This is a genomic window from Mycobacterium sp. Panama NTM2 (genome assembly GCF_054355555.1).
Genome location: NZ_CM135953.1, coordinates 464,329 through 487,943 on the forward strand (window position 1 = coordinate 464,329; position 23,615 = coordinate 487,943).

Genomic DNA, 23,615 nt, shown 5'->3' on the forward strand with positions numbered 1-23,615 from the left:
CGCGAGATTGTCGACGACCACGGCCCCAAGGGTACCGGCGGCTTAGGCTGAGGCATGCCCACGCACAAGGCCGTCCAGGTTCCCGAAGCCAACGCCGCGCTGACCGTCGTCGAGGTCGACACCGCCTCCCCGTCGGCCGGTCATGTCCGGATCGACGTCGCCGCCTGCGGCGTCTGCGGCACCGACCGCGAATTCCACGCCGGGCACTTCCCGGGGCTGCAGTGGCCGCTGACGCTCGGCCACGAGATCGCCGGCACCGTCGCCGAGGTCGGGGACGGGGTCGAGGACTTCGCCACCGGTGACCGGGTCGCGGTAGGCTGGTTCGGCGGCAACTGCAACCGCTGCATCCCCTGCCGCCAGGGCCACTTCATGCAGTGCGTGCGCATGGAGGTGCCCAGCTGGCACTACCCGGGCGGTTACGCGGAATCGGTGACCGTGCCGGCCACCGCGCTGGCCCGCATCCCCGACGGGTTGTCGTTCGTCGAGGCCGCACCGATGGGCTGCGCCGGGGTGACGACGTTCAACGGGTTGCGTCAGACCCGCGCGAAAGCCGGCGACGTCGTCGCGATCCTCGGCGTCGGCGGGCTCGGCCACCTCGGGGTGCAGTTCGCCCGGGCGATGGGCTTCGAGACCGTCGCGATCGCGCGGGGGACCGGCAAGGCCGAGGAGGCCACCCAGCTCGGCGCGCACCACTACATCGATTCCACCGCCCAGGACGTCGCTGCCGAACTGCAGAAGCTCGGCGGGGCCGCGGTGGTGTTGGCGACGGCGAACAACGCCGAGGCGATGGCCGCGACCGTCGGAGGTCTGAGTCCGGAAGGTGAGCTGGTGGCCGTCGGCGTCACGCCGGAGAACCTGCCGATCAGCCCGCTCGATCTGATCAACTCGGGCCTGTCGGTGAGCGGCCACCCGTCGGGCACCTCCCGCGACGTCGAGGAGACCATGCACTTCGCCGTGCTGTCCGGCGTGCGGGCGATGGTCCAGGAGCGGCCGCTGGCCGAGGCCGCCGACGCCCTCGAGCTGATGGATTCGGGCAAGGCGCGCTACCGCGTGGTTCTGACCGTGTGAGCGCAGACCGCACCTGAGATACTCCAACCACCCCAAGCCGAGAGGAACAGTCATGCCCATCGCCACGCCCGAGGTCTACGCCGAGATGCTGAGCCGGGCCAAGGAGCATTCGTTCGCGTTCCCGGCGATCAACTGCGTCGGGTCGGAGAGCGTCAACGCCGCGATCAAGGGCTTCGCCGACGCCGGCTCCGACGGCATCATCCAGTTCTCCACCGGCGGTGCCGAATTCGCGTCGGGTCTCGGTGTCAAGGACATGGTCACGGGTGCGGTGGCGCTGGCCGAGTTCGCGCACGTGATCGCCGACAAGTACGACATCACGGTCGCGCTGCACACCGACCACTGCCCCAAGGACAAGCTCGACGGCCTGGTCCGGCCGCTGCTCGCGATCTCCGCCGAACGCGTCGCCAAGGGCCAGAACCCGTTGTTCCAGTCGCACATGTGGGACGGCTCGGCGGTGCCGATCGACGAGAACCTGGAGATCGCGCAGGAGCTGCTCAAGCAGGCCGCCGCGGCGAAGATCATCCTGGAGATCGAGATCGGCGTGGTCGGCGGCGAAGAGGACGGTGTCGAGGCCGAGATCAACGACAAGCTCTACACCACCCCCGAGGACTTCGAGAAGACGATCTCCGCGCTCGGTGCGGGTGAGCACGGCAAGTACCTGCTGGCGGCGACCTTCGGCAACGTGCACGGCGTGTACAAGCCGGGCAACGTCAAGCTGCGTCCCGAGGTGCTCGCCGAGGGGCAGAAGGTGGCGGCCGCCAAGCTGGGCCTGCCCGAGGGCTCCAAGCCGTTCGACTTCGTCTTCCACGGCGGGTCCGGTTCGCTGAAGTCCGAGATCGAGGACTCGCTGAAGTACGGCGTGGTCAAGATGAACGTCGACACCGACACCCAGTACGCGTTCACCCGGCCCATCGTCGGGCACATGTTCACCAACTACGACGGCGTGCTGAAGGTGGACGGCGAGGTCGGCAACAAGAAGGTCTACGACCCGCGCAGCTACTTCAAGAAGGCCGAGGCGTCGATGAGCGAGCGCGTGGTCGAGGCGTGCAACGACCTGCACAGCGCCGGCCGCAGCGTGACCGCGGGCTGAACGAAGAGAAGCCCGCAATCAGATACCGCGGGCTAGCTACTGCGGGGCCTGGCAGATCTTCCACTGCTCGTCGGTGAACTCCAGGTCGAAGCTGCGCGTCGAGCGGGTCTGCGGCGCGTAGGCCATGAACGTGGTCACGTTCGCTTCCGCGTGGTCGCCGTTGACGACGACCTGGTCGATGCTGGCGACCACGGGGTACTGCTTGGCCGCCGCGACCCGGGCGTGGGTCTGCTCCCACGCGTCGTCGTTGTAGGCGACGTAGGTGTCGCGGGTGCTGCCGCAGGTGATGCTGCGCAGCGCCGCCAGGTCGCCGTTCTGCACCGCGACGTCGAAGTCGGAGATGGTGTCGCGGACCTTGTCCTCCTGCGAGGCGGCCGCTGACGACCCGCGGGTGAGCAGGATCGTGCCCAGGATCGCGACGGCCGCGAGCGCGGCGATCACCAGCACGATCGCGATCACCCAGCCCCAGCTGCGTTTCTTGCCGGGTGGTTTGGGGGCGTCGTCGCGGGCCGGGATCTTCTGTGGCGCAACGTTTTGCGCCGCGAAGGCCTCGGTCTCGGCCGCCCCGCCGGTGTCGAAGACCTCGGTGGCCGGTTCCTGTGGCCGGTTGATGATCTGGGTGGACCCCGCGTCGAAGCCCGACGGTGCCGTGAAGCGTCGCTCACCCTCCGGCGGCTCGGTGGGCTGTGCCGAGGGGTCGGCCGGCGCGAACACCTCGGTGGCGGGCTCATCCTGTGAGTGCGTTGCTTCGTCCGGTTGATCCGGGCCAGTGGGGTTCGACATCGGTGCTGCGGTCCTCCTGACGGCTACGGGCGAAGCTTATCCATCCGCGGTGACGGTCGGGTAACTGTGCACGGCACAATGGGGGCCATGACTCGGATGGGCGATCTCCTCGGACCGGAACCTGTACTGCTGCCCGGCGATCCCGAGGCCGAAGCAGAGTTGGCCGCCGCGGAGAGCCCGGCGATCGTCGCTGCCGCGCACCCCTCGGCGTCGGTGGCGTGGGCCCAGCTGGCCGAGGATGCGCTCGCCGAGGACCAGGCGGTGACCGCCTACGCCTACGCCCGCACCGGCTATCACCGCGGGCTCGATCAGTTGCGCCGCAACGGCTGGAAGGGTTTCGGCCCGGTGCCCTACGCCCATGAGCCCAATCGCGGCTTCCTGCGCTGCGTGGCGGCGCTGGCCCGAGCGGCTGACGCGATCGGCGAAATGCCCGAGTATCAGCGCTGCCTGGACCTGCTCGACGACTGCGATCCGGCAGCGCGCGGTCAACTCGGGCTGGCCTAGACACCCCAGAGCGCGGCGATCGTCTCCGACGACGCCCGCTCGACCGCCAATACCTCCGGCCGCAGCCGGACTGCGGCTTCCCGCTGATCCCGCGGCCCGGCCTCGGCGGCATCGAGCACGTCGAGCATGTCGAGCGTCGTCCGCTGCAGATCCCGTCGCGCGGTGCGCGCTGCGAGGCTGGTCGCGTCGCCCGCCGCCGCGAACGGCTGGGCGAGTGCCAGCGCGGCTCGGGTCGACGCCAGCGCGTCGGCGAGCCGGTGGGTCTCCTGTCGGCCCGCCAGTGCCAGGTACACCGCCAGCCCGATGGCGCAGCCGATCAGCGTGTCGACGCCGCGGGTCAGGAGCAGGTGTCCGACCTGCCCCGGCTCCAGCGGGTGGCTCGCCGTACCGATGGTCAGTGCGGTGGCGGTGATGAACACCGAGGCGAGGAGATAGTTGCGGGCCACCAGCATCTCGATGGCGAAGTTCAGCAGGGCCAGGACCGCGGCCAACAGCCAGCCCTGCGGGTGGACGACGATGATCGCCGCGGCCAGTGCCAGCCCGATCCAGGTGCCGAGGAGGCGCTCGGCACCGCGGCGCATCGCATGGCGCAGCGGCGCGCCCTGGTGCAGGATCAGCACCGCCGCGGCCATCGCCCAGTAAGCCCGGTCGACACCGAGGCCCACGGCGGCGAATCCGGCCAGCGGCACCCCGATCGCCACCCGGACCATCACCCGCCGCGTCTGCGAGCCGGTGCGAAGCGCCGCCCGCAGCAGATGCCAGGCGGGCACCGGCGCCGGCGGGCGCTGACCGGCGTCACGATGAGCGATCGTGTCGGGGTCGATGTCGAACCGCCCGAGGGCGCGCGCCACGTCCGCGTCGTCGCGGTCGGCGCGGGCGTAGAGGACGTGCACCGCGTGGTTCGTGGCGCGCAGTCGGTGCAGCCGGCGGGTCCCGAAGGCGACGGGCTGTTGGTCGATCAGGGCTGTCCATGCCTGATGCAGCGCGTGCGCCGCCTGATGACGTGCGGTGTCCTCGCCGGGCCCGCCGATGGCGTCGAGGTAGCCGGCCACCCGATCGGCCGCCGTGCGCACCGCCGCGCGCTCCGGGCGCCGTAACCCCGTCACCGCGCCGATCATCTGGACGGCCCACGCCACCGCACCGCCCGCCAGCACGAGTCCGCCGATCTGCCAGGGGCTCAGCCGGGACGCCGAGACACCAATCCCCGCGGCACAGGCCACGACGAAGACGTACGCTCCGGGCGGCCCGACTCGTAGCGCGCTGCACAGCCATACCGCGATCAGCGCGACGGCGGAGACGGTCAAGACCCCGGCCCATGCGACGTCTGCGGCCCAGGAGCCGGCGGCCACCGCCAGTGCCAGTGCGGTCGCCACCACGGCGAGGTGGACGGCGCGGCTGAGGTAGGGCCGCCCCACCCCGAACCGCGACGTGAAGGCGCCGAGGGTGGCGATCAATCCGGCGCCGACGCTGCCGGTGGCCGCGCCGACGAGGACGGGGATCGCGGTGCTGACCGCGGCGCGGACGGCGCCGGGCAGCCGTGGCGGGGTTACCGGTTCTGGCTTTCGCACTCGCAGTCGGCGGCCGAATCCGGCGGCTCGACCTGCACGGTCGCGTGGTCGAGCCCGCGCGCGGTGAGTACGGCGCGCGCATCGTCGAGCACCCGTGCCGAGTCACTGCCGCTGGTCAGGTGCGCAGTGACCATGTCCTTGCCGGGCACCAGGGTCCACACGTGCAGATCGTGTACCTCGGTCACGCCCTCCACGGCGCACAGTGCGGCGCGCAGTTCGTCGACGTCGATGTGGCTGGGGGAGCTCTCGGACAGGATGCGCAGCGCGGCGCGGGCCAGCGCGATCGCGCGGGGCAGCACCCAGAGTGCCACCAGCACCGCGACCACGACGTCTGCATAGGGCCACTGCGTGGTGACGGTGACGATGCCGGCGATCAGGACGCCGATGCTGCCGACGGTGTCGGCGACGACCTCCATGTAGGCACCCTTGACCGCGAGGCTGTTCTCCGACTGCGAGCGCAGCAGCAGCACCACGGCGGCGTTGGCGAGAAGTCCGGCCAGCGCGACGACGATCATCGGCACGCCGGGCACGTCCGGTGCGCCGCCGAGCCGTTCGAATGCCTCGTACAGGATGAATCCGGCGACGCCGATCAGCAGCACCGCGTTGGCGACCGCGGTGAACACCTCGGCCCGATGCCAGCCGTAGGTCCGCGACGGCGACGTGCTGCCGCGCTTGGCCAGCAGCACGGCAGTGAGCCCCATGAACATCGCGACCAGGTCGGTGAGCATGTGCCCGGCGTCGGCGAGCAATGCGATGGAGTTGATCGCGAGAGCGGTGCCCAGTTCGACGGCGAAGAACACCGTCAGGATCGCCGCGGCGATCACCATGCGGGAGACGCGCGCATCGCCCCCGTGGCTGTGATCGTGTCCCGCACCCATGACGGCGAATATATGCGTGCTGACGCATATATGGCAAGGCTGCCGAGGGGTGCTATTGCCAGGCGGACCAGAACCGCGTCAGCTCACCGCCGACGGCCGACAGGTACGCCGGGACGCCGGACAGCTCGAAGAGGGTGTAGACCCCGGAGAAGAACCACCGGTTCACCCCGGGCGCGAACAGCAACAACACCAGCAGCAGGAAGCCCCACTGTTTGGCCGGTTCGACCGCACGCTGCGTCTGCGGGCTCAGATGCGGCTCGAGAGCGCCGTAGCCGTCGAGCCCCGGGATCGGAAGGATGTTCAGCAGGAACGCGGTGATCTGCAGGAACCCCAGAAACGCGACTGCGGCCCAGAACACCGAGTGCGCCGGGTCGTAGAACAGCCGGGTCGCCGTCAGCAGCAGCACCGCGCACACGACGTTGGCCGCCGGGCCGGCGAGGCTGATCAGCGTCCGCTGCCACGCACCCATCCAGCCGGTTCGCAGGTACACCGCGCCACCGGGCAACCCGATACCGCCGAGCGCGATGAACAGCACAGGCAACCCCAGCGACAACAGCGGATGCGAATACTTCAGCGGGTTGAGCGTCAGGTAGCCGAGCGCCTCGACGTCGCGGTCGCCGCACCGCCACGCCGAATACGCATGGCCGAATTCGTGCAGGCACAGCGACACCAGCCAGCCGAAGATCACGAACACGAACACCCCGAGGTAGGCCATCGGGCCGACCTGCGACGTCGACAGCCACGCCACGACTCCGCCGGCGACCGTCACGGCGATCAGGACCAGGAACAGAGGACTCGGCCGCACCGACCGGTGCAGCGGACCCCGGTCGTTCATCCTGATGAGGCCCACGCACCCCAAGCTACCTGCGCCCGACGCGCAACCAGCCCTGCGTGTGGCGATAGAACGTGGAACGCCGCACCGGGCGCGGCCCGGGCATCCCGTCACGCACCACCTGCGCGCCGGTGGTGCCCAACTGCGCCGCCCGCCCGGCCACCCAGCGGCGCGGCCGAAACGGGCCGGTCAGCACCGCGGCGCGCAACCCGGGCAGCTGCCCGGTCGGCTCCACACGGACGGCCGCCACCTCGCCGTCGAACAGCACGGTGTCGTCGACGACGGCTTCGCCGTGCACGGTGCGCTGGTTCTCGGGCGGCCGCCACAATGCCGAGCCGACGACGACGGCACCGGTTTCGTCCCTGATCAACGGAACGCGGGTGGCCGGTGCGTGCAGGGCCCGGCCTGCGCCGAACGCACGGCGAACGTGGGCCACCTCGACGTCGAGACGGTCGGCGCGCAGCAAAGCCTTGAGCACGGCGGCCAGGTCGGCGTCGCTGCCGACCACGACGACGCGACGCCACGTCGCGATCTCGTCCAGATCGGTGCGGGGGAGGTCGCGCAGCGGCCGCGGCACCCGTGCGCCGCCCGGACTGAGCACCGCGACTGACGGAGGTGCTGCTCGCGATCGGATAAGGTAGCTCACCGGCTGCACACACTATGCACAGCATTCGAGCGGGAGAGGCGCGGCATGCCGGCAATCGTCCTCATCGGCGCCCAGTGGGGCGACGAGGGCAAAGGTAAGGCCACCGACCTGCTCGGTGGTCGGGTTCAGTGGGTGGTGCGCTACCAGGGCGGCAACAACGCCGGCCACACGGTGGTGCTCCCGACGGGGGAGAACTTCGCGCTTCACCTCATTCCGTCGGGCATTCTCACCCCCGGCGTGACCAACGTGATCGGCAACGGCGTCGTCGTCGACCCGGGCGTGCTGCTGACCGAGCTGCGCGGCCTCGAAGACCGCGGTGTGGACACCGACCGGCTGCTGCTGTCGGCCGACGCGCACCTGCTGATGCCCTACCACGTGGCGATCGACAAGGTCGTGGAGCGGTACGCCGGCAGCAAGAAGATCGGCACCACCGGTCGCGGTATCGGCCCCTGCTACCAGGACAAGATCGCCCGGCAGGGCATCCGCGTCGCCGATGTGCTGGACCCGGATCTGCTGGCCGAAAAGATCGAGGGCGCCCTGGAATTCAAGAACCAGGTGCTCGTCAAGATCTACAACCGCAAAGCGCTCGACGCGAACGAAGTGGTCGACAACCTGTTGGCCCAGGCCGAGGGCTTCCGGCATCGCATCGCCGACACCCGGCTCCTGCTCAACACCGCACTCGAACGGGGCGAGACCGTGCTGCTCGAGGGGTCGCAGGGCACGCTGCTCGACGTCGACCACGGCACGTATCCCTTTGTCACGTCGTCGAATCCGACCTCCGGCGGGGCGGCCGTCGGCTCCGGCATCGGCCCGACCCGCATCACGACGGTGCTGGGCATCCTCAAGGCGTACACGACAAGGGTGGGGTCCGGTCCGTTCCCTACTGAACTGTTCGACGAGCACGGTGAATACCTGGCCAAGACCGGCGGCGAGGTCGGGGTCACCACCGGCCGGCGGCGCCGCTGCGGCTGGTTCGACGCCGTCATCGCCCGGTACGCGACGCGGGTCAACGGCATCACCGACTACTTCCTCACCAAGCTCGATGTGCTCTCCAGCCTGGAGACGGTGCCGATCTGCGTTGGCTACACCGTGGACGGCAAGCGGACCGACGAGATGCCGATGACCCAGAGCGACATCGCCCGCGCCGAGCCCATCTACGAAGAACTGCCCGGGTGGTGGGAGGACATCTCCGGCGCGCGGGAGTTCGACGACCTGCCCGCCAAGGCGCGCGACTACGTGCTGCGTCTGGAGGAGCTCGCCGGCGCGCACGTCTCGTGCATCGGCGTCGGGCCCGGCCGTGACCAGACCATCGTGCGCCGCGACGTGCTGGCGTGACCGATCCGACCCCGGGCGGGTTCCCTGATCTGCAACCGATCACCCCGCCGCCCGGGTTCGGCCGCTTCCTGACGGCCATGCGCCGCGCCCAGGACCTCGCGGTGTCGGCGGCCCCCGATGCGGCGACGTGGGACAAGGCCGCCGACCAGGTGGAGCGGCTGATCGAGGTGCTGGCCCCGTTCGAGGCGGAGGAAGGGGTCGGCCCCGCCAACCGCGCGCCGTCGCTGCCCGGCACGGGAAGCTTGCTGATGCCGCCGTATCGCATCATTTCTTTCACTGACGCGGGCGTCGAACTGCAGGTAGAGTTCAGTCGGTTCTCGGTGGGCGGGAACCATGCCGTTCATGGCGGAGTGTTGCCGTTGCTGTTCGACAGCGTCTTCGGAATGGTGATCCATGCGACCGGACGCCCGATCAGCCGGACCGCGTTCCTGCACGTGGACTACCGCAACGTGACGCCGATCGACACGGTGCTCACCGCGAAGGGCTGGCTTCGCGAGGCCGAAGGCCGTAAGGCCTTCGTCAACGCAGAGCTCCGCGACCCGGACGGCACCCTGCTCGCCGAGGCGAACGGACTGATGATCCGGCTGCTCCCCGGACAGCCGTAGCGCTGCTCTCAGGGGGGCGATGGAGAAGGGCTTTCGCGAGTACCTGCTGATCTGGTGGCGGCAGCCGTTCGACTTCGAATGGACCCGGCGGCACCTGCAGTCCCGGGGTGTGATGCGAATCCACCAGGTGTTCATCGGCTCGTTCTCGCTGCTCTACGGGCTGACCGCGCTGCTGACGGTGGTGTGGGCAGCGCGCGACGGCGGCGCGGTGAATGGCCGGCCGCTGGTGATCGCGGTGGCGATCAGCTCGGCCATCCTGGGCGCGATCTGGATCTTCGGCCCGCCGCCGACCGAGCGTCGGTCCCGTGCCTTCGCGGTATACGCCGACATCGCGGTGATCGTGGTCATCGCGTGCTATCACGACGCCTTCACCGCGATGCCCGGCCTGGCGCTGCTCGCCGCCAACGGAATCTACGTCGTGGTACTGCACGGCCCGCGGGCACTCGCCGCGCACCTCGCCTTCACCGTCGCGGCGTTCGCCGCGTGGTACGCCATGGCGCTGGCGCAGGACACGCAGGCCGTCAGTGTCATCACCATCCGTCTTCTGGTCCTGCTGCCGACCGTGGTGGGCGTGCCGGTGATCGTGCAGTCGTATCTGCTTGCTCTGCGGATGGGTGCGCTCGACTCGCTCTACGATCCGCTGACCGGGCTGCTCAATCGCCGGGGGTTGGAGGACGAGGTGATCGGGCTGGTGTCCGAGGACGGCGCGCATCTCGGGGTGCTGGCCGTCGACATCGACAAGTTCAAGGCGATCAACGACGGCCACGGCCACGACGCCGGGGATCAGGTCCTGGTGTCGGTGGCCAAGGGCATCCGCGACGCCGTGGCGGCCGCCGGTGTGCGGTCATTGATCGCGCGCACCGGCGGGGAGGAGTTCGCGGTGGTGGTCCTGGCCCCGCCTGCCACGGTGCGCTCGGTCGCCGCGCAGCTGCACGACGCGGTGGCCCGCTGCGACGCCGCGGTGGTGCCGACCGTCAGCGTGGGTGTCGCGACCGGGTGGACCACCGACCGGGAGGCGCCCTCGACGGTGCACTCGCTGCTCGAGTTGGCCGACGGCGCGATGTACCGCGCGAAGAGCGTGGGCGGTAACCAGACCGTGGTCGTCGGCGCATGACAGAGCACCCGCCGGGCCAATTGCGCAGCCTCACGACTCCCCGCGCCGCCGCATTGGCCGGGGTGGTGTTCGCGCTGCTGTTCGCGGTGATACTGGTGGCGCTGCGGCTGCCGGAGCCGACGACGAGCACGCGCCTGCGTATCGCGGTCGTGCTGACACCGTTCGCGGGCATCGCATTCCTGTGGTTCATCGGCGTGGTCCGCGACAGCCTGGGGCGCCTGGAGGACCGGTTCTTCACCACCGTCTTCCTCGGAAGCGGTCTGCTGTTCCTGGCGATGGTGTTCGCGGGGACCGCGGTCGAGGCGGGCCTGCTGGCCGGCAGGAAGGCGGGCATCGCGGCCGACCCGGAGGTGGTGGCGTTCGCCCACGGGTTGCTGCTCGCGTTGACCAACACCTACGCGCTGCGGATGGCCGCGGTCTTCATGATGTCGCTGGCCACCATCTGGCTACGGACCGGCTTGATGGCACGGTGGCTGGTGGTGACGACGTACCTGGTCGCGCTCAGCGTGCTCGTCGCCGGCGACGTCAGCCCGTGGATGACGTTGACGTTCCCGGCGTGGGTGCTGGTGGTCAGCCTGCTGATGTTCCGTCGGCATCCAGGGCCAACGCCGCTGCCGGACAGAGGTTGACGGCCTGGCGCGCACGCTCCTCGGCGGCCCCGCTCACCTCGGCGGTGAGCACCACGACCACGCCCTCGTCGTCCTGGTCGAAGACGTCGGCGGCCACCATCACGCAGTTGCCGGCCTGAATGCAGATCTCGCGGTCCGCGCTGACCCGGTTCACCAGCGCACCCCCAGCGACGCCACGCCGTAGATGAAGTGGAACGACCGGAACGCGATGTCGTCTGTGTCGTCGTCGAGCTGCAACGTCGGGAAGCGGCGCAGCAACGCCGGGAAGGCGATCTGCATCTCCATCCGCGCCAGCGGAGCGCCCAGGCAGTGGTGCACGCCGTGGCCGAAGGCCAGATGGCCGGGCGCTCCCCGGCGGATGTCGAGTTGCTCTGGAGCAGAGATGAACTGGGGATCGCGGTTGGCGGCAGGCAGCGAGGCGAACACCAGCCGGCCGGCCGGGATGGCCACCCCGGCGAGCTCAACGTCGGTGGTGGTGATGCGAGGGATCGAGGTGTGCACGATCGACAGGTAGCGCAGCAGTTCCTCGATGGCCGGGCCCACCGCGGCCGGATCGTCGCGCACGGCCGCCATCTGGTCGGGATGGCTCAGCAGCGCCACGGTGCCGAGCGCCAGCATGTTCGACGTGGTCTCGTGCCCGGCGAGCAGCAGTAGCCCCGCGATACCGATCAGCTCGTCGTCGGTGAGCTCGTCGCCGTGCTCGCGCACCAGCATGCCCAGGATGTCCTCGCCCGGGGCGGCCCGAGCCCGCTCGACGAGCGAGCCCATGTAGGCGCGACCCTCCTGGGCCAACTGCAGGCGTTCGGGAATCGGGATGGACAGGTCGAGTTGGCGTGCGCTGCGGCGCTGGAAGTCGTCGCGATCGGCGTAGGGCACGCCGAGCAGTTCGCAGATCACCAGCGACGGGATCGGCAGCGTGACGTGTTCGACGAGATCGGCCGGGGAGCCGGCGGCTTCGAGTGCGTCGAGCTGCGCGTCGACGATCTCGACGATGCGAGGCGCCAGCCGCTGGATCCGGCGGATCGTGAACTCCGGGGTCAGCATGCGCCGAAGTCGTTGGTGCTCAGGGGGATCGAGGCCGAGCAGGTTGCCGGCCCTGTTGCGGGCGGCCTCCTCCTCGTCGACCGGGGGTGCACCGGCCACGACGAATCCGGGCGGCCTGCCGTTCGAGAACCGCGCGTGATCGCTGAGCACCGTCTTGACGTCTTCGTGGCGCGTGACGAGGTAGACCTGCATGCCGAAGGCATTGGTGACGCTGGCGACGCCGACGGACTCGCGGATCTGGCCCAGTACCGGCGTCGGATCGAGCCCGTCGCGGCGCATGTGCAGCGGCGGTTGCCCGGCCGCCGGTTCGGTGCGGGTATCGGCCTGACTCATGTCTCGACGCTACCTGCCCGTTAGCCCAGCTACCTTTCCGCGCGCAGCGCCGGCCACCAGATCTTCGGGCCGATGAGCGTGAACAGCGCCGGGATGACGACGGTGCGTACGACGAACGTGTCCAGCAAAATACCGAGCCCCACGATGATGCCGACCTGCGTCAGCGCGATCAGGGGCAGCACCCCCAGCACGCAGAACACCGCCGCCAGCACGATGCCTGCGCTGGTGATCACCGCTCCCGTCGCCGAGACCGCCCGCACGATGCCGTCGCGGGTGCCGTGCTCTGGGGTTTCCTCGCGGGCCCGGGTCACCAGGAAGATCGTGTAGTCCACGCCGAGTGCGACCAGGAACAGCAGCGCGAACAGCGGCACGCTGTTGTCCAGCGCAGGGAAGCCGAATACGTGAACGCTGGCCCACCCGCCGAGCCCGAGGGCGGCAAGGGCGCTCAGTACGGTCACCGCGACCAAGATCACCGGCGCCAGCGCCGAGCGCAGCAGCACGAACAGCACCACCAGCACGACCGCGAGGATCGCGGGCACGACCAGCATGCGGTCCCGGCCTGCGGCGGCCGCCGCGTCCCGGGCCTTGGCGTCGGAGCCGCCGACCAGGCTCTCGGGATCGGCGCCGTGCACGGCGTCACGCAGTGCGTCGACGGTGTCGAACGCCTCGTCGGAGGCGGGCTCGGCGGCCAGCACGACCGACCACTGAGTCAGGCCCTGCGGTGAGGTGCCTGTCGGGTTGGCGGAGACCACGCCCGGGGTTGCGGTGATCGCCTGCTGTACGTCCGCGGCCCGGTCGGTCGAGGCGATGACGAGGGTCGGATCGGTGAGGCCGCTGGGGAAGTGGTCGGCCAGGGTCTCGAAGCCGCTCACCGATTCGGCTTGCACGCGGAACTGCTCGGTCTGCGACAACCCGATCGGCGTGCTGACCAGCCCGGTGCACAACAGCCCGAGCACCGCGAGCGCGGCGACGGACACCACCGCCGGCCTGCGCGCCACCCCGTCGGCGACGCGATGCCACGCACCACCTTCGGTCAGTGCCGTCGCTCCCATCCAGGGAATGAAGGGCCAGAACAGTTTCCGACCGAAGAGGTCGAGGAACGGTGGCAACACCAACAGGACGAACACCGCGGCGACGACCAGTCCGGCGGCGGCCTGGACGCCGAGGCTGCGGGTGCTGGGGGAGGAGGCGAGCAGCAGGGTCAGCAGTGCCAGCACCACCGTCGCGTTGCTCGCGATGATCGCCGGACCAGCCCGGCGCACCGCTATCGCGAGCGCGTCGTGGTGGCGGGCGTTGCGGCCGAGCTCTTCCCGGTACCGCGAGATGAGCAGCAGCGCGTAGTTGGTGCCCGCGCCGAACACGAGCACGCTGGTGATCCCGGTCGTCGAGCCGTCCGGGGACATGCCGAGACCTTCGGCGACGGCGGTGCCCACCACGCCGCCGACCCGGTCGGCGAACGCGATCACCAGCAGCGGCACCAGCCACAGCACGGGCGAGCGGTACGTGACGATGAGCAGCAGAGCGACCACGGCCGCGGTGACGGCGAGCAGCGTGATGTTGGCACCGGAGAAGGAGTCCGCGATGTCGGCGCCGAACGCGGGACCGCCGGTGACCTCCGCGCGCAGTTGCGGGTCCAGCCCGTCGGAGGCCGCTGTGCGGAGTGCGCTGACTTCGTCGCCGAGCGCGAACCCGGACAGGTCGGCCGGCACGGGGACCACGGCGATCGCAGCCTGTCCGTCCTCGGATACCTGGACGGGAGGTCCGCCGGGCCCGGCAGGGTTCTCGCCGGTCGCGGCCAGCATGCGCTCGCGCGCCGCGTCGGCGGCCGCCCGGTCGGCGGGACTGAGCGGCGCGCCGTCGGTGCGGGTCAGGACCAGCAGTACCGGTGCCTGATCGCCACCGGGGAAGTCGGCGCGCAGCGCATCGGCGCGCGTCGACTCGGCGTTCGCCGGTACGGGTACCGGCGACTGCTCACCTGCGGAGCCGCCGCTCAGCAGTCCCAGGAGTGCGCCGGACACGACGATGATCAGCACCGCGATCGTCCACGACAGTCGTCTGCTCATGACGGCCAATATTTCAGATACTTAATCGTTAATCAAGTGAACAAGCGGTAAGGTGTGGGCATGGCCGAAGAGGACCGCGCAGCGTTGGAAGCGCTCATTGCCGCCGATGTGCGTGCGCTCACCGCGCAGTCCGACCAGATCGGTCACGCCTTTGCCGCCCGCCACGGCCTGTCGGACAACGACTTTCGTGCCCTGCTGCACGTGATGGTGGCCGAGACCAGCGGTGACCCGCTCGCCGCCGGCGGATTGCGCGCCCGGATGGGTATGTCCGGCGCGGCGATCACCTATCTGGTCGAGCGAATGATCGCCTCTGGTCACGTGCTGCGCGAACCCGATCCCGGGGACCGGCGCAAGGTCAAGCTCCGGGTGGCCGAGCACGGCGTGGCGGTGGCCCGCGAGTTCTTCACCCCCCTGGCCGAGCATCTGAACCACGCGCTGACCGAAGTGCCCGACGCCGATCTGCAGGCTGCCCACCGGGTGTTCAGCGCCGTCGTCGACGCGATGGGTGCGTTTCGGACCGATCTGCGCGTCACCCCCGAGTGAAGGTTCTGGCAGGCTGGATGCTCGATGAGTGAGACGACTGCTGCCGAGACGACATCGGTGCTCCTCCTGCGGGGTGGCGAGCACGCGAATGACCTGGCGCTGGCCTTCGAGCGGCTGGGCGCACGGGTCACGGTGTCCGACGACATGGCCGCGCTGACCGATGCGGACGCGCTCACCGCGCTGATCGACGCGACCCGGCCCCGGATCGTCGTCGCCGACGCCGGCGGGGTGGCCATCGATGCGCTGCTCGCCGCCGCCGACCGCGAGGACGTCGAGGTGCTCCCGACGCCGCGCGCGTTGCGGTTGTCGGTGGACGGGGAGGCGCTGCGCCGGCTGGCCGCCGACGAGCTCGGATTGCCGACGGCGCCGTTCTGGTTCGCCGGTTCGGTGGCCGAGCTCACGGCGGTCGCCCAGCATGCCGGCTACCCGCTGCTGGTCAAGCCGGTGACCGCCGCGCCCGGCGAGGGGGAGTCGGTCGTTCTGCGGTCCGACGACATCGAGCCGGCGTGGCGCAGCGCGGTGGCCGGAGGCCGACTGAGCCTGCAGCGGGTGCTGGCCGAGACAGTGGTCGAGGTCGACGTCGCGGTGACTCTGCTGACCGTGCGCACCACCGGACCGTCGGGGCCTGCCGTCAGCTTCTGCGAACCGATCGGACACCACCGGGAGTCCGCCGAGACACTGGAATCGTGGCAGCCGCAACACCTCTCGGCCGCCGCTTCGGACGCGGCGAAGTCGATCGCGGCGCGGATCGTCAACTCCCTCGGTGGTCGGGGCGTGTTCGCGGTCGAGCTGCTGGTCCGCGGCGACGAGGTGTATTTCAGCGATGTCACACCCCGGCCGCAGGACAGCGCGCTGGTGACTCTGCGCTCCCAGCGTCTGTCGGCACATGAACTGCATGCCCGGGCGATCCTCGGGCTCCCTGTCGACACCATCATGATCTCCCCGGCGGCGATGGAGATCTCTTCCGACGGGCACGATCCCGACGACACCGCCTGGCGGGCCGCTCTCGGTGAGGCGCTCGCGGTCGCCGAGAGCGACGTGCGGTTGTTCTCGGGGCGGCGCTGGTTGGCCACCGCCACCGCGCCCGATCCGATCGTCGCCCGCGACCGCGCACGGCGCGTGGCGTCGGCGGTGCGCAGGCTGACGTGACCGAGCCCGAGGAGTCCACCGGTAACTCGGCCGCGCCGTTCCTGGGTGCGCTGGCCATCATTGTCGCCATCGTGATCGCAATCTGGTTGTTCAACGTGTTCTCCAGTGACGAACTCACCGACGAGCAACTCATCGGCCGTGCCGCCGCGGGCCAGAACGACGCCCTACAGCGCGACGACTACGCGGACTTCCGCAGCTACACCTGCGCCGCGCAGCTCGGCACCGAGGCGGAGATCCTTGACCGGCAACGAGATTCGAAGGCCGCGCAGGGTGAGAGGTTCCTCGACGGGGTGACCGACGTCGAGATCGATGGAAACCGCGCCACCGCATCGGTCACCTACCACTTCGCCAATGCCCCGGATGCCAAGCAGACGTCCGACATCCCGTTCGCGAAGGAGGACGGGGCGTGGAAGGTCTGTTCGACCGGTCCCAGCTAGCTGTGCGACACTCACGACCGTGAGTTATGCCGGAGACATCTCGCCGGAGGAGGCCTGGAAGCTCCTGAGCGAGAACCCCGACGCCGTGCTGGTCGATTGCCGCACCGATGCCGAATGGCGCTTCGTGGGGGTTCCGGATCTGTCGCCGCTGCAGCGCGAGACGGTGTTCATCGAGTGGAACCGGACCGACGGCTCCCGCAACGACGGGTTCGTCGACGATCTGCTGGCCGCCGGTATCACCCCGGGCGAGCGTCCGGTCGCATTTCTGTGCCGGTCCGGCAACCGGTCGATCGGGGCGGCCGAAGCGGCCACCGAGGCGGGCATCGGGCCGTCGTACAACATCCTGGACGGCTTCGAGGGCAACCTGGACGAGCACGGCCATCGCGGTGCCACCGGCTGGAAGGCCGTGGGCCTGCCGTGGAGGCAGTCGTGACCGAATCGGTACGCACGCCTGCCGCACTGCCGGAGGGCGTCAGCCAGGCCACGGTCGGCGTGCGCGGCGGCCTGCTGCGGTCCGGATTCGAGGAGACCGCCGAAGCGCTGTACCTGACGTCGGGCTACGTGTACGAGAGCGCGGCTGATGCGGAGAAGGCGTTTACCGGCGAGATCGACCGGTACGTGTACTCCCGCTACGGCAACCCGACGATCTCGATGTTCGAGGAGCGGCTTCGGCTGCTCGAGGGCGCGCCGGCCTGCTTCGCGACGGCCACCGGCATGTCGGCCGTGTTCACCGCGCTGGGCGCGCTGCTGGGTGCCGGTGATCGTCTGGTGGCCGCGCGCAGTCTGTTCGGCTCGTGTTTCGTGGTGTGCAACGAGATCCTGCCCCGCTGGGGTGTGGAGACGGTCTTCGTCGACGGCGACGATCTGTCGCAGTGGGAGGAGGCGCTGTCGGTGCCCACGCAGGCGGTGTTCTTCGAGACGCCGTCGAACCCGATGCAGTCTCTGGTCGACATCGCCGCGGTGTGCGATCTCGCCCACGCCGCGGGCGCAAAAGTGGTGCTGGACAACGTCTTCGCCACACCCATCCTGCAGCAGGGCTTCCCCCTCGGCGTCGACGTGGTCATCTACTCGGGCACCAAACACATCGACGGGCAGGGCAGGGTGCTCGGCGGCGCGATCCTCGGCGGCGCGGACTACATCGACGGTCCGGTGCAGAAGCTGATGCGCCACACTGGTCCGGCGCTGAGCCCGTTCAATGCCTGGACGTTGCTCAAGGGCTTGGAGACGCTGGCTCTGCGTGTGCAGCACCAGAATTCGTCGGCGCACCGCATCGCAGAGTTCCTGGAGTCCCACCCGTCGGTGAGTTGGACCAAGTACCCGCTGCTGGAGTCGCACCCGCAGTACGACCTGGCCAAGAGGCAGATGACCGGTGGTGGCACCGTCGTCACGTTCGAACTCGCCGGCGGCACGAAGGAACGTGCTTTCGAGGTGCTCGACAAGTTGCGCATCGTCGACATCTCCAACAATCTCGGCGACTCCAAATCGCTGATCACGCATCCGGCGACCACCACCCACCGCGCGATGGGTCCCGAGGGGCGTGCAGCGATCGGCTTGGGCGACGGCGTCGTCCGGATCTCGGTGGGCCTGGAGGGCACCGAGGATCTGATCGCCGACCTCGACCAGGCGTTGGCCTAGGTGTCGCGCCGCTCCGAGCAGAAGAAGGCCCGCCGCAAGAAGCGGCGGGCGGTACGCGACGAGGGCTGGATCCCGGCGCGCGTGCTCGAGCAGCTCGAGATCGCTTCTGATCTGCAGGCTTTCGACGAGCAGCTGACCGAGCGCGGCTGGGAGTTCTCCGAGGACATCGACGACGAGGCCGGCGCGGCGTGGTACTGGGTGCCTTCGGAGGCCGATGTACCCGACGAGGACGAGGTGGTCAACGTGACGGTCGCGCTGTTGTCCCCCGAGGAGGACGGCAAGATCGTGCACGTCGTATTCGTCGGTACCGCCGACGATTACCAGTTTGGCGTCGAGGAGTTCCTCGCCAACCTCGACGTCATCGAGGCCTACCGATTGGGCGATTCGATACCGGAATTCGCCTGACGGATCGCCGCACTGACGGCTTCCGGCGCGTCGAGCGGCACGAACGTCGTGGCGTCCGGCACGTCGATGATCGTCGAGTTCGGGAACAGTGCGGCCAGGCGGCGGCCCAATGTCGGTGTGAAGCAACGGTCCTCGGCGCCCCAGACGATGGTCACGGGTTTGGTGAAGCGGTGCAGGCGCGGCGCGACCTCGGTCAGGTCGGTGCGGCCGATCCCGCGGGCCAGCGCGGCGAAGTCACCGGCGATACGACGATCAGTGCGGGCCGGGCTGAGCCACGAGGCGGTCAACTCGGGGTCGAGTCTCTTGGCGAGTAGCCCGAAACCCAACGGAGAGTGCCGCAGCGCGGTGATGCCCATGGGTGCCATCAGCGCACTGACCGTGGCTCGGGTACGCATCGCGGCGAAAACGGCGTTGAACGGAAACGGCGGAAACGTGTCGAAGGCATCGCAATTGGTGAGGACGAGCCGGCCGATGCGGTCGGGGTGCGCGTCGATGAGGAACTGGCAGATGCCGCCCCCGGTGTCGTTGCCGACCAGGGTCACATCGTGCAGATCGAGCTGGGTGATGAGCTGGTGCAGCATCTCTGCGACACCTTCAGGTGTCAGGGCGGCACGCTCCCGCACCGGGATGCGGTGGGCGCCGAGTGGGAGATTGGGTTGCAGACAACGGAATCCGCGTTCGGCGAGGTCGGCGGCCACGGCGTTCCACAGCCTCGAGTCGACGAGGGCGCCGTGCACGAACAGCACCGGCGGCAATGTCGAGTCCGCCGGGCCCGACTCGCGGAACTCGATGGTGGCGGCAGGCAGGTCTACGGACGGCATACCGGATATCCTTTGCGTCGACATTTACGAACACTGAGTACGAAAGTTACGTGCAGACTGTATGGAAGTCAACCCCCGGCCTCGTCGTACCCAGGCGGAGCGCACCGCGGCGACGCGCGCGAAGCTGCTCGCTGCATCGCGGAAGCTGTTCGCCGTCAACGGCTTTGCCGACGTGTCCACGCAAGAGATCGTCGCTGTGGCCGGTGTGACGCGAGGCGCGTTGTATCACCAGTTCGGGGACAAGGCGGAGCTATTCGCGGCCGTGTACGAGGATGTCGAAGCCGAGCTCGTCGCCCAGATAGCCACGCGGATCGCCGAGGCTGCGCCTGCTGACCACCTGGCGGCTATGCGGACGGGTGCTCGGCTGTTCCTCGACCTGTGTTCGGCGCCTGATGTTCAGCGCATCGTTCTGATCGATGCGCCCGCCGTGCTCGGTTGGCAACGCTGGCGTGAGGTGGGTATGCGATATGGCCTCGGCGTGGTGGAGGCGATGCTCGCGCAGGCGGTCTCCGACGGCGTGATTCCGGACCAGCCGGTCCGGCCGACCGCGCACGTGCTGCTGGGCGCACTCGACGAGGCGGCATTGTTCATCGCGCGCGCCGCGGATCAGGACACGGCGAAGGCCGACATGTATGCAGTCTGCGACCGCCTGATCGACGGCATCGCGCGTTAGTTCTTGTCGGCGCCCTCGACGACGCCCAGGGCCGACTGGGCACGCTGCTCGTAGCCCGCTCGCTTGGTGGTGTCGAACTCGAGAAAAACGTTGTCCAAACCGAGCTTTCGGTTCATCCAGCGTCGTCCGCGAGGTCCGAGCATTTGCGCGGCCTGTGCGGTGAACCGCAGGAACGGCGGCACGGACACGTGTGTCTTCGGCTTGTTCAGCGTTTTGACGATCGCGTCCGCGATGTCCTGCGGCTCAGCGGGTTTGATGGACATCTCTTTAGTGCCCGAGATCAGCTCGGTGTTGGTGAACGGCGGCATGACCACCGACACGTGCACACCGTGCGGTGCCACCTCATCGGCCAGCGCTGCGGAGAGGCCGACCACGCCGAACTTGGCACCGACATAGACCACTTGGCCGGGCACCGGGATGACGCCGGACAGTGATGCGATGTTGATGATGTGGCCGCGACGACGGGCGATCATGTCGGGCAGGGCCAGCTGGCAGCCGGCGATCACGCCGTAGAGATTGACCTCGATCGACGAGCGGATGGACTGCTCGGACTGCTCCAGAAACGGTCCGATCGGCATGACGCCCGCGTTGTTGATCAGCACGTCGATGTGGCCGCCGCCGTCGGTGCGGGCCTTGTCCAGGAACGTGGCGAAAGATTCCCGATCGGTGACGTCGAGCGGATAGCCCGACGCCGGGCCGAGATTCGAGAGTTTGGCGACCGACGACTCCTGAAGAGCGACGTCGCGATCGCCGATCACGACTCGCGCGCCGCGCTTGAGCAGCGCCTCGGCAGTGGCGTAGCCGATGCCCCGCGCGGCACCGGTGATGGCGATCGTCTTCCCGCGGATGTTGTCCATGGCGCCGAACTTTACACGTGTCAAGTTTCGCGGGAAAGGGGGTTGTCCCCAGCCGCCGGGTTATCCCCAGGCGTGGGATTTCGGTGCTGCCGGGTGGCGTGGACGCGGATTATCGTCGTACATATGTTCGAGCTGACGCGGGTGGCGGAGGCGGATCTGGTCGAGGTGATGACCAGCTCCGCAGCCGCTGCCGCGCGGGCGGAGGCGATGAAGCTGGCCGCGATCGCCGAACTGTGGCGGCGGCGCCGCCGCCCCGAACGTGAACGCTGGGTATGCGCCGACTGGGACGCTGCGGCCGCCGAGATCGGCGCCGCGCTGGGAATCAGCGCCGGGCGGGCGTCGGTGCAGATGGACCTGGCGGTGGCGATGCGTGACCGCTTCCCCCGCGTGGGGGCACTGCTGGCCGACGGGCAGGTCAGCCTCGACGTGGTCAGGGCGGTCGTCTCGCGTACCGCGCTGGTGCTCGACCCGTCCACCCTGCGGCTGCTCGACGGACACTTCGTCGACGCCGTCACCGGGTGGGGGGTGTTGTCGCAGAAGAAGCTCGAAGCCGCCATCGACGTGTGGATCCAGACCTACGACCCCGACGCGGTGCGGCGGGTGCGTCAGCGGTCACGGGATCGGTCGTTCACCATCGGCGATCGTCACGACGGCTCGGGCATCACCGAGGTGTACGGGCGGCTGGCCACCCCCGATGCGGCCCTGCTGGCCACCCGGTTGGCGATGATGATCGCCTCAGTGTGCGACCACGATCCCCGCACCCGGGATCAGAAACGCGCCGATGCGGTCGGCGCGATCGCCGCAGGAGCCACCGCGTTGGCGTGCCGCTGCGGGCGCCCTGACTGCGCCGCCGCGCAGGTGGATGACGGGCGCGCCACGTCCATCACGGTCACCGTGATCGCCGACCAAGCTTCCCTCGACGCTCAACCCCACCCGGAGCTGCATGGCGAAGCACCCCCACCGAACTACACGCCACGAAACACCACGCCCGCCGAGGTTGACACGACCGAACGGGTCGAGGAGCCCGCCGACGAAGATGTCGACAGCACTGGCCGGGAGATGGATTTGGCGGCGACAGGATCCGTCGGCTCTGCGCAGCCTGTCGAGCCCGCCGACGACGGTGTTGAGTCCGGCGGCAGGCCTGACTCATCCACCGAATCTTTCGCCGTGTCGCCCCCTACCACCACACAGCCGCGTCGGGCGGCACTGATCCTGGGCCCCGGGGGTGGGATCGTGCCCGCGCCGCTGCTGGCCGACCTGATCGCCCACGGCGCCACGGTCCGCGTCGTCGGCGACCCCGAGGGGCTGGGCACCGCGGGTTACCGCCCGTCGACGGCGCTGGACCGGTTCGTGCGCTCCCGCGATCTGACATGCCGCTTCCCCGGCTGCGATCGCCCCGCCACCCACGCCGACATCGACCACACCGTGCCCTACCCCGCCGGGGCGACGCATCCGGCCAACACCAAATGCTTGTGCCGCGCACATCATCTGCTGAAAACGTTCTGGGACGGCTGGACCGAACAACAAACCCCCGACGGGCGCCTGCACCTGATCAGCCCCACCGGCCACACCTACACCACCACACCCCTGTCGACGCTGCTGTTCCCGTCCTGGAACACCCGCACCGGACCCCCGCCAGCCACCACCAACACCACGCAACGACCCACCCGGGGGCGCCACCTCAAGATGCCCACCCGCCACCGCAGCCGCACCCAGAACCACACCGCCTACATCCGAAGAGAACGCGCACTCAACCACCGCGAACGCACCCGAGAACACAGCGAAACCGGTCCACCACAACAGAACCGGACCACCTACTCCACCCCACCCACCGGCGCCGACCCCCCACCGTTCTGACCGCAAGACTCGTACAGGTCGTGGTGCCGCCACCACTGATACGGCGGCGACTGCGGGTAACCCGGCGGGGAGTCCTCCCACGTCTCCTGCCGTCCCAGTGCCGTGATGTCGAGGAGGTTCCACGTGCTCACGAACGCCTCGTCCCCGCGGTTGTCGACGAAGTACGTGCGGAACACCTCGTCGGTGTCCGGGTGCCGGATGAACGCGTTCGTGCCGTGCCATTCGTCGACGTCGAAATCCACATCGAAGAAGCCGTCCTCGCCGTCGATCATGGTGAACCACGGCATGTTCCAGCCCATCCGGTCCTTGACCCCCGCGATGTCGGCCTGCGTGCCACGCGACACGTACACGAGCGTCGTGTCGCGTGCGTGCAGATGCGACAGGTCCGGCACGTGGTCGGCCATCAGCGAACAGCCCACGCAGCCGCGCTCGGGCCATCCGTTGACGCTGGGATCCATGAAGGCCCGATACACGATCAACTGGCGCCTGCCCGCGAACAGGTCCCGGAGCGTGACCTGCCCGTCGGGGCCGGAGAACCAGTACTCCTTGTCTACCGGAGTCCACGGCATCCGCCTGCGCATCGCGGCCAATTCGTCGCGCTCCCGGGTGAACTTCTTCTCTCGAATCAGCATCTCCGCCAACGCCTTCTGCCACTCCACTGCCGACACGACCCGAGGCTCCATCGCCACTCCATCCCGAAACGTTCAACACTGTAGTTGAATGTCAGCACACCATCACCCGTCGCT

General features: G+C 69.3%; 26 protein-coding genes. 15 read left to right on the forward strand and 11 right to left on the reverse strand.

The features are described from left to right. The first annotated feature begins 54 nt into the window (after nt 1-54). Both ACXYX3_RS02230 and fbaA read left to right on the forward strand, forming a co-directional pair. A complete protein-coding gene (locus tag ACXYX3_RS02230) occupies nt 55-1,068 on the forward strand; it encodes an alcohol dehydrogenase catalytic domain-containing protein (protein ID WP_458609979.1) in 1,014 nt (337 codons plus the stop codon). Between the two features lie 52 nt (nt 1,069-1,120). Beyond that, nucleotides 1,121-2,158, forward strand: coding sequence for a class II fructose-bisphosphate aldolase (fbaA, locus tag ACXYX3_RS02235; RefSeq protein WP_458609980.1), 1,038 nt, complete (start codon nt 1,121-1,123; stop codon nt 2,156-2,158). 36 nt (nt 2,159-2,194) lie between these two features. On the opposite strand, the gene ACXYX3_RS02240 is transcribed toward fbaA, so the two are convergent. Beyond that, nucleotides 2,195-2,941, reverse strand: coding sequence for an Rv0361 family membrane protein (locus ACXYX3_RS02240; protein WP_458609981.1), 747 nt, complete (start codon nt 2,939-2,941; stop codon nt 2,195-2,197). 87 nt (nt 2,942-3,028) lie between these two features. Between ACXYX3_RS02240 and ACXYX3_RS02245 the strand changes: the two genes are divergently transcribed. Next, the gene (locus tag ACXYX3_RS02245) at nt 3,029-3,445 is read left to right on the forward strand and encodes a DUF3151 domain-containing protein (RefSeq protein WP_458609982.1); all 417 of its coding nucleotides are present in this window, start codon (nt 3,029-3,031) and stop codon (nt 3,443-3,445) included. On the opposite strand, the gene ACXYX3_RS02250 is transcribed toward ACXYX3_RS02245, so the two are convergent. The 4 genes from ACXYX3_RS02250 to ACXYX3_RS02265 are packed head-to-tail and all read right to left on the reverse strand — an operon-like array spanning nt 3,442 to nt 7,324. After that, nucleotides 3,442-5,013, reverse strand: a complete 1,572-nt coding sequence (locus ACXYX3_RS02250; RefSeq protein WP_458609983.1) for an FUSC family protein — start codon at nt 5,011-5,013, stop codon at nt 3,442-3,444. The genes ACXYX3_RS02245 and ACXYX3_RS02250 overlap by 4 nt on opposite strands. Beyond that, entirely contained in the window at nt 4,992-5,891 is a 900-nt protein-coding gene (locus tag ACXYX3_RS02255; RefSeq protein WP_458609984.1) for a cation diffusion facilitator family transporter, read from the reverse strand. Before ACXYX3_RS02255 ends, ACXYX3_RS02250 begins: the two co-directional genes overlap by 22 nt. Nucleotides 5,892-5,943: 52 nt before the next feature. Next, nucleotides 5,944-6,726, reverse strand: coding sequence for a site-2 protease family protein (locus tag ACXYX3_RS02260; RefSeq protein ID WP_458612275.1), 783 nt, complete (start codon nt 6,724-6,726; stop codon nt 5,944-5,946). 25 nt (nt 6,727-6,751) lie between these two features. Next, nucleotides 6,752-7,324, reverse strand: a complete 573-nt coding sequence (locus tag ACXYX3_RS02265; RefSeq protein WP_458609985.1) for a peptidase M50 — start codon at nt 7,322-7,324, stop codon at nt 6,752-6,754. 90 nt (nt 7,325-7,414) lie between these two features. Between ACXYX3_RS02265 and ACXYX3_RS02270 the strand changes: the two genes are divergently transcribed. Genes ACXYX3_RS02270 through ACXYX3_RS02285 form a run of 4 tightly spaced genes read left to right on the forward strand, consistent with a single transcriptional unit; the run spans nt 7,415 to nt 11,052 of the window. Next, on the forward strand, nt 7,415-8,704 hold the full coding sequence (locus ACXYX3_RS02270) for an adenylosuccinate synthase (RefSeq protein WP_458609986.1): 1,290 nt from the start codon (nt 7,415-7,417) through the stop codon (nt 8,702-8,704). Further along, nucleotides 8,701-9,309: a PaaI family thioesterase gene (locus tag ACXYX3_RS02275; RefSeq protein WP_458609987.1), complete on the forward strand. Its 609-nt coding sequence runs from the start codon at nt 8,701-8,703 to the stop codon at nt 9,307-9,309. Before ACXYX3_RS02270 ends, ACXYX3_RS02275 begins: the two co-directional genes overlap by 4 nt. A 19-nt stretch (nt 9,310-9,328) precedes the next feature. Further along, a complete protein-coding gene (locus ACXYX3_RS02280; RefSeq protein ID WP_458609988.1) occupies nt 9,329-10,423 on the forward strand; it encodes a GGDEF domain-containing protein in 1,095 nt (364 codons plus the stop codon). Then, the gene (locus ACXYX3_RS02285) at nt 10,420-11,052 is read left to right on the forward strand and encodes a hypothetical protein (RefSeq protein WP_458609989.1); all 633 of its coding nucleotides are present in this window, start codon (nt 10,420-10,422) and stop codon (nt 11,050-11,052) included. The genes ACXYX3_RS02280 and ACXYX3_RS02285 overlap by 4 nt, the downstream gene beginning before the upstream one ends. Here ACXYX3_RS02285 and ACXYX3_RS02290 read toward each other — a convergent pair. The 3 genes from ACXYX3_RS02290 to ACXYX3_RS02300 are packed head-to-tail and all read right to left on the reverse strand — an operon-like array spanning nt 10,994 to nt 14,492. Then, nucleotides 10,994-11,152: a ferredoxin gene (locus tag ACXYX3_RS02290; RefSeq protein ID WP_458612276.1), complete on the reverse strand. Its 159-nt coding sequence runs from the start codon at nt 11,150-11,152 to the stop codon at nt 10,994-10,996. The two genes, ACXYX3_RS02285 and ACXYX3_RS02290, sit on opposite strands and share 59 nt — an antisense overlap. A 50-nt stretch (nt 11,153-11,202) precedes the next feature. Beyond that, on the reverse strand, nt 11,203-12,429 hold the full coding sequence (locus ACXYX3_RS02295) for a cytochrome P450 (RefSeq protein ID WP_458609990.1): 1,227 nt from the start codon (nt 12,427-12,429) through the stop codon (nt 11,203-11,205). Between the two features lie 29 nt (nt 12,430-12,458). Further along, nucleotides 12,459-14,492, reverse strand: coding sequence for an MMPL family transporter (locus ACXYX3_RS02300; protein ID WP_458609991.1), 2,034 nt, complete (start codon nt 14,490-14,492; stop codon nt 12,459-12,461). Between the two features lie 60 nt (nt 14,493-14,552). Here ACXYX3_RS02300 and ACXYX3_RS02305 point away from each other — a divergent pair, with 60 nt between their 5' ends. From ACXYX3_RS02305 to ACXYX3_RS02330, 6 genes are read left to right on the forward strand one after another with little or no spacing between them, the layout of a single operon-like run. Beyond that, the gene (locus tag ACXYX3_RS02305; RefSeq protein ID WP_458609992.1) at nt 14,553-15,035 is read left to right on the forward strand and encodes a MarR family winged helix-turn-helix transcriptional regulator; all 483 of its coding nucleotides are present in this window, start codon (nt 14,553-14,555) and stop codon (nt 15,033-15,035) included. Between the two features lie 24 nt (nt 15,036-15,059). Beyond that, a complete protein-coding gene (gene purT, locus ACXYX3_RS02310; protein WP_241205595.1) occupies nt 15,060-16,184 on the forward strand; it encodes a formate-dependent phosphoribosylglycinamide formyltransferase in 1,125 nt (374 codons plus the stop codon). Continuing rightward, on the forward strand, nt 16,181-16,621 hold the full coding sequence (locus tag ACXYX3_RS02315; protein ID WP_458609993.1) for an Rv0361 family membrane protein: 441 nt from the start codon (nt 16,181-16,183) through the stop codon (nt 16,619-16,621). The genes purT and ACXYX3_RS02315 overlap by 4 nt, the downstream gene beginning before the upstream one ends. A gap of 19 nt (nt 16,622-16,640) precedes the next feature. Further along, nucleotides 16,641-17,054 (forward strand): rhodanese-like domain-containing protein, encoded by a 414-nt coding sequence (locus ACXYX3_RS02320; protein WP_458609994.1) that lies wholly within the window; start codon nt 16,641-16,643, stop codon nt 17,052-17,054. Continuing rightward, nucleotides 17,051-18,256 carry an O-succinylhomoserine sulfhydrylase gene (locus ACXYX3_RS02325; protein ID WP_458609995.1) on the forward strand — a complete coding sequence of 402 codons (1,206 nt, stop codon included), beginning with the start codon at nt 17,051-17,053 and terminating at the stop codon, nt 18,254-18,256. Before ACXYX3_RS02320 ends, ACXYX3_RS02325 begins: the two co-directional genes overlap by 4 nt. After that, the gene (locus ACXYX3_RS02330) at nt 18,257-18,661 is read left to right on the forward strand and encodes a hypothetical protein (protein WP_458609996.1); all 405 of its coding nucleotides are present in this window, start codon (nt 18,257-18,259) and stop codon (nt 18,659-18,661) included. Here the strand turns inward: ACXYX3_RS02330 and ACXYX3_RS02335 are convergent. Next, entirely contained in the window at nt 18,625-19,482 is an 858-nt protein-coding gene (locus ACXYX3_RS02335) for an alpha/beta fold hydrolase (RefSeq protein WP_458609997.1), read from the reverse strand. The genes ACXYX3_RS02330 and ACXYX3_RS02335 overlap by 37 nt on opposite strands. Nucleotides 19,483-19,543: 61 nt before the next feature. Here ACXYX3_RS02335 and ACXYX3_RS02340 point away from each other — a divergent pair, with 61 nt between their 5' ends. Continuing rightward, nucleotides 19,544-20,155, forward strand: a complete 612-nt coding sequence (locus ACXYX3_RS02340; protein WP_458609998.1) for a TetR/AcrR family transcriptional regulator — start codon at nt 19,544-19,546, stop codon at nt 20,153-20,155. Here ACXYX3_RS02340 and ACXYX3_RS02345 read toward each other — a convergent pair. Continuing rightward, nucleotides 20,152-21,012: an SDR family oxidoreductase gene (locus ACXYX3_RS02345; RefSeq protein ID WP_241205602.1), complete on the reverse strand. Its 861-nt coding sequence runs from the start codon at nt 21,010-21,012 to the stop codon at nt 20,152-20,154. The two genes, ACXYX3_RS02340 and ACXYX3_RS02345, sit on opposite strands and share 4 nt — an antisense overlap. A gap of 123 nt (nt 21,013-21,135) precedes the next feature. Here ACXYX3_RS02345 and ACXYX3_RS02350 point away from each other — a divergent pair, with 123 nt between their 5' ends. After that, on the forward strand, nt 21,136-22,869 hold the full coding sequence (locus ACXYX3_RS02350; protein ID WP_458609999.1) for a DUF222 domain-containing protein: 1,734 nt from the start codon (nt 21,136-21,138) through the stop codon (nt 22,867-22,869). Here the strand turns inward: ACXYX3_RS02350 and ACXYX3_RS02355 are convergent. After that, nucleotides 22,827-23,552, reverse strand: a complete 726-nt coding sequence (locus tag ACXYX3_RS02355) for a DUF899 domain-containing protein (RefSeq protein WP_458610000.1) — start codon at nt 23,550-23,552, stop codon at nt 22,827-22,829. The genes ACXYX3_RS02350 and ACXYX3_RS02355 overlap by 43 nt on opposite strands. Between the last annotated feature and the right edge of the window lie 63 nt (nt 23,553-23,615).